This window comes from Streptomyces sp. NPDC055749 (assembly GCF_053617235.1).
Map to the genome: position 1 here is coordinate 21,478 of NZ_JBSHFH010000077.1, position 6,073 is coordinate 27,550.

Below are 6,073 nucleotides of genomic sequence, written 5' to 3' on the forward strand. Positions count from 1 at the left end.
TAGTGGACACGATTGCCAGTCTGTTCAGCTTTATCACCACACCCGTTTCCTGGGTCATCGTCCAGTTCCACAAGGTCTACGGTGCGCTCTTCGGTGATGACACGGGATGGGCCTGGGGCCTGTCCATCGTGTCCCTCGTGATCCTGATCCGGATTTGTCTGATCCCGCTTTTTGTTAAGCAGATCAAGTCCACCCGGAACATGCAGGTGCTCCAGCCGAAGATGAAGGCGATCCAGGAGCGCTACAAGAGCGACAAGCAGCGTCAGTCCGAAGAGATGATGAAGCTGTACAAGGAGACGGGTACCAACCCGCTCTCCTCGTGCCTTCCCATCCTGGCGCAGTCTCCGTTCTTCTTCGCCCTGTATCACGTGCTCTCGTCCATCGCCTCGGGCAAGACGATCGGCGTCATCGATCAGCCGCTGCTCGACAGCGCGCGTCAGGCGCACATCTTCGGCGCTCCGCTGGCCGCGAAGTTCATGGACACCGAGGAGAAGGTCCAGGCGCTGGGCGCCTCTCTCACCGACGTCCGTGTCGTCACCGCGATCATGATCGTGATGATGTCGGCCTCGCAGTTCTTCACCCAGCGCCAGCTGATGACGAAGAACGTCGACCTGACGGTGAAGACCCCGTACATGCAGCAGCAGAAGATGCTGATGTACATCTTCCCGATCATCTTCGCCGTGATGGGCATCAACTTCCCCGTCGGTGTCCTCGTGTACTGGCTGACCACCAACGTCTGGACCATGGGTCAGCAGATGTACGTGATCAACCAGAACCCGACGCCGGGCAGCAAGGCGCAGGAGCAGTACCTGGGGCGTGTGCTGAAGAGCGTCACCTCTCATGGACAGGTACGGGGCCGGACGCGCCGCAACACCGTCAAGGCGATCGTTTCCAAGGGCTCGGACCGTAACGACATCGAGCGCAAGTTCATCACCGGTCTGTCCAAGCTGGGTCTCGCGGCTCAGGAGGACGGCACCGTGGCGAAGAGCGACGCGGCGATCGCCGAGGCGGAGGGCGCACCTGCGCCGAAGCGCCAGCAGCCCAAGCGCCAGACCAAGGCGAAGCGTCACACGGCTGCTGCTCAGCCCGCCGGGGCCAAGGAATCCGATGCCACCGAGCCGGAAGCCAAGACCTCGCTGGAGAAGCAGGACGCTCCGCAGGACGCAGCGCAGGACGACAAGCCGAAGCCGGCGGGCAAGCCCGCTTCCGGCTCCTCACGCCAAGCCAAATCCGGACAGCGCAAGGGCCCGCAGCGGCCCAAGCACCCGTCCAAGAAGTAAGAAGGAGTCCATCCGTGACGGAAGGCACCGTGACCGTGGCTGCTGAGGGCAGCGACACCCTGTCCCGCCTTGAGCAGGAGGGTGAGATCGCGGCTGATTACCTCGAGGGCCTGCTCGACATCGCCGACCTCGACGGCGACATCGACATGGATGTCGAGGCGGACCGGGCGGCGGTCTCGATCATCAGCGAGTCGGCACGTGATCTGCAGAAGCTGGTGGGCCGCGACGGTGAGGTGCTGGAGGCGCTCCAGGAGCTGACGCGTCTTGCCGTTCACCGGGAGACCGGTGACCGCAGCCGTCTGATGCTGGATATCGGCGGTTTCCGGGCCAAGAAGCGTGAGGTTCTTGCCGAGCTGGGTGCCAAGGCCGCGGATGAGGTCAAGAGCTCCGGTGAGCCGGTGAAGCTGGACCCCATGACGCCGTTCGAGCGCAAGGTCGTGCACGACGCGGTCGCGGCAGCAGGTCTGCGCAGCGAGTCCGAGGGCGAGGAGCCGCAGCGCTTCGTCGTCGTTCTCCCGGCCTGACCGGATCCTTGTACTGTCGGCCCCGTCTGTTCGCAGGCGGGGCCGATCTTTGTCAGCCTGATAGTCAGCCACCCACAGTGCGCTAGTGCGGTACGGAAGGACGGTCCCCGTGACGGAGGCAGCAGAGCTCCCCCAGGCGCCTGAGGAGGCACGGGCGGTTTTCGGTGAGCTCTTCCCGGAGGCTGTCCGGTACGCGGAACTGCTTGCGGACGCGGGGGTCAAGCGAGGGCTGATCGGCCCCCGCGAAGTGCCGCGGCTGTGGGAGCGCCACCTGTTGAACTGCGCGGTGCTCTCCGAGGTGGTGCCGGAGGGTGTCACGGTGTGCGATGTGGGCTCCGGAGCGGGTCTTCCCGGTATCCCGCTGGCCCTGGTGCGGCCGGATCTGAAGATCACCCTGCTGGAACCGTTGCTGCGACGGACCAACTTCCTCCAGGAAGTCGTCGAGCTCCTGGGGCTGGATCATGTGACGGTCGTGCGCGGCAGGGCCGAAGAGGTTCTCGGCAGCCTGCAGCCGGTTCACGTCGTGACGGCCCGCGCCGTGGCTCCGCTGGACCGCCTCGCGGGATGGGGTGTTCCGCTGCTGCGTCCGTACGGGGAGATGCTGGCGCTCAAGGGTGACGCCGCCGAGGAGGAGATCAACGGGGCTCGCGCGGCTCTGAGCAAGCTCGGTGTGGTGGAGACCGAGGTGCTCCACGTCGGCGAGGGCGTGGTCGATCCGACGACCACCGTGGTGCGTGTGGTGGTCGGGGAGAGCCCGGGCGGTGTGAGGTTCGCCGCAAAGAGGGCCAAGGCAGCGAGGGTCAGCCGCACGCGCCGCCGCCGCTGAACCCCGATTCACCCCTGACTGTCACTGACCGTTTCGGACTGTTACATACAGTTCGTACCTTCTGTCAGTGATGCTCCATACAAGCAGCCATACGTACCCGGTGCGGAGTGTCGTAGAGGGCTGACGGCGCTTCGCGGGCATCGTGTTTCACGTGAAACGTCGCTCTCTGCTGCAGGGAATCATCAGCCGCGGTCGTGCGGCTGCCGCGCCGCGCGACCGCAAGCTCGTACGGGTTGCCGAGTTGTCCACAGAAGTGGATTCATCCACAGAAGAGCGGGCCTCGCTGGTTCACGACCCCGAAAGCATGGCAGGCTCTGTGCATTGCGAGCCTGAAGTCGAGGAGAGTGAATCCTTGCGGTCCGACGCCAACATCGCGGGACCGATGACCGATCCGGTCCCCGGTCCCCGAACCGAGTCTGCGGGGGAGGGTGTTTCACGTGAAACACCGCCTCCGATGGACGACACACCCATCGGTCGTGCGGCCCAGCTGGCGGTCGAGGCCCTCGGCCGCGCCGGCGAGGGGCTGCCCCGCCCTGACCAGACGCGCGTCATGGTGGTGGCCAACCAGAAGGGCGGGGTGGGCAAGACGACCTCGACGGTCAACCTTGCCGCTTCGCTGGCGCTTCACGGCGCCCGCGTCCTGGTGGTGGACCTCGACCCGCAGGGGAACGCCTCAACGGCTCTGGGGATCGACCACCATGCCGAAGTCCCCTCCATCTATGACGTCCTCGTAGACAGCAGGCCGCTTTCCGAAGTGGTTCAGCCCGTCCCGGACATCGAAGGTCTCTTCTGTGCGCCTGCCACCATCGATCTCGCCGGTGCGGAGATCGAGCTGGTGTCACTGGTGGCACGGGAGAGCCGACTGCAGCGGGCGATCCAGGCGTACGAGCAGCCGCTCGACTACATCCTCATCGACTGCCCGCCCTCGCTCGGTCTGCTGACGGTCAACGCGCTCGTTGCCGGAGCCGAGGTGCTGATCCCCATCCAGTGCGAGTACTACGCGCTGGAGGGTCTGGGGCAGTTGCTGCGGAACGTCGACCTGGTGCGGGGTCATCTCAACCCGGATCTGCATGTGTCGACGATCCTGCTCACGATGTACGACGGCAGGACCCGGCTGGCTTCCCAGGTCGCTGAGGAGGTGCGCACCCACTTCGGCAAGGAGGTGCTGCGGACGAGCATTCCGCGGTCGGTGCGTATCTCCGAGGCGCCGAGCTACGGGCAGACGGTGCTGACCTATGACCCGGGGTCCAGCGGTTCCTTGTCGTACCTCGAGGCGGCCCGTGAGATCGCCTTGAGGGGTGTAGGGGTGCACTACGAGGCCCAGCATGCCCAGACGGGCAGTCAGAACAGCCAGCAGAGCGTTTCGGAGGGCATCCAGTGAGTGAGCGTCGTAGAGGGCTGGGACGTGGGCTCGGTGCGCTGATCCCGGCCGCGCCTCAGGAGCGGCAGGTCGGGCCTTCCGGAGCGGGGTCGGCTTCGCCGGGTTCGATTCCGGTGCTGACCGCCGAGCGTGGTGTGGCCGCGGCGAAGGTGACCACGCTGCCTGCCGCCCCGGTGGTGCCGGAGCCCAGTGCTCCTTTCGCGGAGCCGGAGGCAGCCGCTGAGACGAGGGATGCGGCCGGAGCGTACTTCGCCGAGGTTCTTCTGGGATCGATCACGCCCAACCCCAAGCAGCCGCGTGAGGTGTTCGACGAGGACGCTCTCGCCGAGCTGGTCACCTCGATCAAGGAGGTGGGTCTCCTCCAGCCCGTCGTTGTGCGCAAGGTGGCGGAGGACCGCTACGAGCTCATCATGGGTGAGCGGCGCTGGCGGGCCTGCCGTGAGGCCGGTCTGGAGCGGATCCCCGCCATCGTGCGGGCGACCGACGACGAGAAGCTGCTTCTCGACGCCCTCCTGGAGAACCTGCACCGTGCTCAGCTGAACCCCTTGGAAGAGGCGGCGGCGTACGACCAGCTGCTGAAGGACTTCAAGTGCACGCACGACCAGCTGGCGGACCGGATCGGCCGGTCCCGTCCGCAGGTGTCGAACACGCTGCGTCTTCTGCGGCTCTCGCCGCCGGTGCAGCGCAGGGTCGCGGCGGGAGTGCTGTCTGCCGGCCACGCGCGGGCGCTGCTGTCGGTGGACGACTCCGAGGAGCAGGACCGGCTTGCTCACCGCATCGTGGCCGAAGGGCTGTCGGTGCGGGCGGTGGAGGAGATCGTGACTCTCATGGGGTCCACTCCTACGAGCTCCGTCAAGCCGAAGGGGCCTCGGGCGGGCGGTCGGCTCTCCCCGGCTCTGAGTGATCTCGCATCCCGGCTCTCGGACCGCTTCGAGACCAGGGTGAAGGTCGACCTCGGTCAGAAGAAGGGCAAGATCGTCGTCGAGTTCGCCTCGATGGAGGATCTGGACCGCATTCTCGGCAGCCTTGCGCCGGGTGAGGGGCGTGTGCTCGAGCGGGGGCTTTCCGAAGAGCCTGCTGAGGGCGACGAGGGCTGACCTCCCCGACAGAACTGAGGGCGGGCTGGGTCCAGGCGATTGCCTGAACACGGCCCGCCCTTTGTGTTCTCCCGGTTTCCGTGGCACGTCTGGGTGGATACGATGCGTTCTGGTATGGCGCACCCACCTTGATGGAACCTCGGAGGAGGTCGGGGGTATGCGAACAGTGAGCCGCGGCCGGCTGATGACAGTCGGTTTGGGCTTGGGAGCCGTCGGGGGTTTCCTCGGCAGTTTGTTTCGTGAACGGAGTGCGCTGGCAGCCGCACGGGATGCGGCGGGCGAAGGAAGTGAGGAACCGCCTTCATGGGGCGTCGGCTCGTACCGCTCACCTTGGACAACCTTCCGGATCTCCCCAGACGCTGCCGCTCGTGTGTCTTCTGGGAGCTTGACCCGGTCAGCGGGGAAGCTGCGGTAAAGGCGGGCAGGCCCGAACTGGAGAAGGAAGCCTGGATCTCCGCTGTTCTGCTGGAGTGGGGCTCCTGTGGCCGAGTCGTCTACGTGGACGACGTGCCGGCCGGGTTCGTTCTCTACGCACCGCCTGCCTATGTGCCACGTGCGACCGCGTTCCCCACGAGCCCTGTGTCGCCCGATGCCGTGCAGCTGATGACCGCCTTCATCCTGCCCGGTTATCAAGGCCAGGGGCTGGGACGTGTGCTGGTGCAGACGGTCGCGAAGGATCTGCTGCGGCGTGGGTTCAAGGCGATCGAGGCGTTCGGGGACGCACGGTGGAAGGAGCCGGCCTGCGTGCTGCCGGCGGACCACTTGCTGGCGGTCGGCTTCAAGACCGTACGACCGCATCCCAAGTACCCACGTCTGCGTCTGGAGCTGCGAACGACGCTGTCCTGGAAGGAAGACGTCGAACTGGCCTTGGACAGATTGCTGGGCGCTGTTCAGAAGGAGCCCGTGCTGCGGCCTCTCTGATCAGATGGCAGACAAACGGAAACGGGCCCACCCCCGAGGGGCTG

At 66.0% G+C, this 6,073-nt stretch carries 6 protein-coding genes; all 6 read left to right on the forward strand.

From position 1 onward, the window contains the following. The first annotated feature begins 2 nt into the window (after positions 1-2). A complete protein-coding gene (yidC, locus tag ACWGO0_RS34745) occupies positions 3-1,280 on the forward strand; it encodes a membrane protein insertase YidC (protein WP_453544029.1) in 1,278 nt (425 codons plus the stop codon). A 14-nt stretch (positions 1,281-1,294) separates the two neighbouring features. Then, complete coding sequence (locus tag ACWGO0_RS34750) at positions 1,295-1,804, forward strand: Jag family protein (RefSeq protein WP_453544031.1); 510 nt, start codon at positions 1,295-1,297, stop codon at positions 1,802-1,804. A 109-nt stretch (positions 1,805-1,913) separates the two neighbouring features. Next, positions 1,914-2,630, forward strand: a complete 717-nt coding sequence (gene rsmG / locus ACWGO0_RS34755; RefSeq protein WP_453544033.1) for a 16S rRNA (guanine(527)-N(7))-methyltransferase RsmG — start codon at positions 1,914-1,916, stop codon at positions 2,628-2,630. A 304-nt stretch (positions 2,631-2,934) separates the two neighbouring features. Continuing rightward, positions 2,935-4,011: a ParA family protein gene (locus ACWGO0_RS34760; protein ID WP_453544041.1), complete on the forward strand. Its 1,077-nt coding sequence runs from the start codon at positions 2,935-2,937 to the stop codon at positions 4,009-4,011. After that, entirely contained in the window at positions 4,008-5,108 is a 1,101-nt protein-coding gene (locus ACWGO0_RS34765) for a ParB/RepB/Spo0J family partition protein (RefSeq protein WP_453544035.1), read from the forward strand. The genes ACWGO0_RS34760 and ACWGO0_RS34765 overlap by 4 nt, the downstream gene beginning before the upstream one ends. Positions 5,109-5,411: 303 nt before the next feature. Next, a complete protein-coding gene (locus tag ACWGO0_RS34770) occupies positions 5,412-6,029 on the forward strand; it encodes a GNAT family N-acetyltransferase (RefSeq protein WP_453544037.1) in 618 nt (205 codons plus the stop codon). Positions 6,030-6,073: the final 44 nt, after the last annotated feature.